Annotated in this window: 3 protein-coding genes; all 3 read right to left on the bottom strand. The window is 65.3% G+C overall.

The features are described from left to right. Nucleotides 1-493: 493 nt before the first annotated feature. The 3 genes from ACYDAT_RS16105 to ACYDAT_RS16095 all read right to left on the bottom strand — a co-directional run bounded on the left by ACYDAT_RS16105 (nucleotide 494) and on the right by ACYDAT_RS16095 (nucleotide 2,487). Nucleotides 494-1,150, bottom strand: a complete 657-nt coding sequence (locus ACYDAT_RS16105; protein WP_461441164.1) for a rhomboid family intramembrane serine protease — start codon at nucleotides 1,148-1,150, stop codon at nucleotides 494-496. A 316-nt stretch (nucleotides 1,151-1,466) separates the two neighbouring features. Next, a complete protein-coding gene (locus ACYDAT_RS16100) occupies nucleotides 1,467-1,859 on the bottom strand; it encodes a DUF6632 domain-containing protein (RefSeq protein WP_461451458.1) in 393 nt (130 codons plus the stop codon). Between the two features lie 121 nt (nucleotides 1,860-1,980). Next, entirely contained in the window at nucleotides 1,981-2,487 is a 507-nt protein-coding gene (locus ACYDAT_RS16095) for a c-type cytochrome (protein WP_461451456.1), read from the bottom strand. Nucleotides 2,488-2,651: the final 164 nt, after the last annotated feature.

Genomic DNA, 2,651 nt, shown 5'->3' with positions numbered 1-2,651 from the left:
AAGTGTGATCGCGCGGGGCAAGGCAGCGCCAGCTGCCGGACGCCCGCGACACGATGTTGCGGGCCGCACGATCCGGCCAGTGCCGGATGCGCAGGCCGAGATCGCGCTCACGCGCCGCAGGCCATGGATGGCCATCGGCGCGCCCCGCGCAGGCACGCGCAGCGGGCGCTGCTGTCGGGGTCGGCTTTCTTTGGTTCCTTATCTTTGCCGAGCACTGCGTCGCAGGAGCGGCGCGAACCGCGTAGCGGGCCCCGCAGGGGCGGAGGGCAGGATGCCCGAAGTAAAGAAAGGAACCCGCGCGGCGGCAGCCGGGCGGAACAGGAAAACCTTGCGAGGCATCACGTAAGAACCATCGATCATGAGCAAGGCTGAAGTGCCGCGCGCACCAGAGCGAGATCCTTCGCGTTGCTCAGGATGACAACAGCACACGGCAGCGCCATGGCGCGATGCTAAGGATGACAGCGCGCGATCAAATCCACGCCACGCGCGCCGCTCAACGCAGCAGACGTTGCTGCGGCTTCAGCGGCAGGCGCCCGCGCCAGTACTGGATCAGCAACAAGCCGCCGAACATGCCACCCAGGTGCGCGAAATGCGCCACGCCCGCCTCGGTGCCGGTCACGCCCAGCACCAGCTCCAACGCGCCATAGCCGATCACGAACAGCCACGCCGGCATCGGGATGGGTGGAAACAGCAGCATGATGCGCACGTGCGGATACAGCATGCCGAAGGCCAGCAGCACGCCGAAGATGCCGCCGGAAGCGCCGATGGTCGGATAAAAACCGCCGGTGAAAAACTTTATCACCAGCAACTGCGCCAGCGCCGCCAGCACCGTGCACACGGTGTAGTACAGCAGGTACTTGCTGGCGCCGAACAGACGCTCGATGGGCGGCCCGAACATGAACAACGCCCACATGTTGAACAGGATATGCAGCCAGCCGCCGTGCAGAAACGCGAAGGTGATCAGTTGCCACGGTTCAAAACCCACCGTGATCACGCGTCCGCTGGCCATCCGCGCCTGCTCGTGGCCGAACGGCCACAGCGCGAAGTGCGCGATCAGACTGTCGTTGTAGCCGCCGTAGTGCTGCAGCAGGAAAATCAGCACGCACGAGACGATCAGCGCGCCGGTCACGGGTGGAAAATCGAACTTCATGCGCGCGCAAGCCTGGGGAACAATGCGCGAGGGTAACGCCTGCGCCGCGCGGCGTCAGCGCGCGGCGGTTTACAGGCGTGTCATGAGAACCATCTGCACGGGTTCATTCCGGATTTGCCGCCTGGCGCACGCCCGTCCGGCGCACGCTGATCCCACGCAGGCAATCTTGCATCAGCGTCGGCGCGGCGATGACCGGGCACGGCGATGGCTCCCGTCTACCGTCCCCGAGTCGTCAAGGCGATCCGGCTCGTGGCGAGCCACCGGCTCCGCATCGAACCAGGCCGGTGACTCCGCCGGCATGACGGTTATGCCAAGGCTACCGCGCCGCGGTTTTGGCTCCACGAGGCGCCAGCAAGGTGAACACCGCCGCCACTGCGAACAGGGCCAATACGTCACCCCCGAGGTGACCCATATTATGGTCGCCGTCAAACGACTGCACGGCCATGACTCCGCCGTGCGCGACGCTGGAGCAAATGGTGAACCAGATGAGACTCCGGTTTGCCAGTGGATCGCGGGCGGCCAGAATGAGGAAGATCCCCAGCGTCGCATAGATGGTCACGATCATCTCGTAATAATACGAACGTCCCCCTGCATGCCACGACCAACCGGAAGGCCAGACGATGCCAAGCGGCCAGATTCCGAAAGTGAAGGTAAGCCCTACGAGCACCAGGGCGATACGCAGATATTTGATGCGATCAACTTCAGTCATTTCCGTTCTCCCTCAGATCACCAGATGTCATGCACTTCACGAATTTCCTCTCGTGCGCGCTGGACGACGAGAGTCATTGGCATGTCCCGGGCACGCGCCACATGGCGCAAGCGGGCGATGCCTACTGCGCGGGCGGCGGCCCTGGAAACCGCACCACGACGGCCGTCGCCACCGCGCCGCCTGGGGGCACGTAGGCCGGCGCCGCCACGCCGGCCGGCCCGAGGTGGCGCACATAGCGATACACCGCGCGCAGGTCGCCGTCGCTCATCGCACGCAGGTTGAACCACGGCATCGGCGGACGATATTGCGCGGTGTGCGCCAGTTGCAGCCACTGCGCCTCGCTCAGCGCGGCCAGTTTCAGGCGCAGATTGCTGGCGTAGGTCGTGCCCCAGGGGCCGCTCCATCCGAGGCTGTCGCCGGTCAGCCATGCTTTCTCCGGCACGTGACCATCATGCTCTGCGTAGCCAGGCGTATGGCAATCGTTGCAGCCGGCGATCTTCACCACATAGCGCCCGCGCTCGATGCTGCCGGGCTTGCCCGTTGGCGACGGCGCGGCGATCAGCAGGACCGGGATCATCACCAGCGCGGTCAGCACGATCACGCGCATGATTGGACGTTGCTTGTTCATGGCATGCATCTCCGCTTGAATGAAGCTCACAGCCGCGTGTAGTCGATCTGCATGGCCTTGCGCTCGCGCCCGTCGCGCGTCTCGTGCCACTCGAACACGTAACTGCGCGGACCGGTGATGCGCACCACCTCGCGCACCGGAATCAGCGTGCCGGGCCGCGCCGG

This window comes from Metallibacterium sp. (genome assembly GCF_054637675.1).
This window is presented reverse-complemented; position numbering and strand designations above follow the sequence as displayed.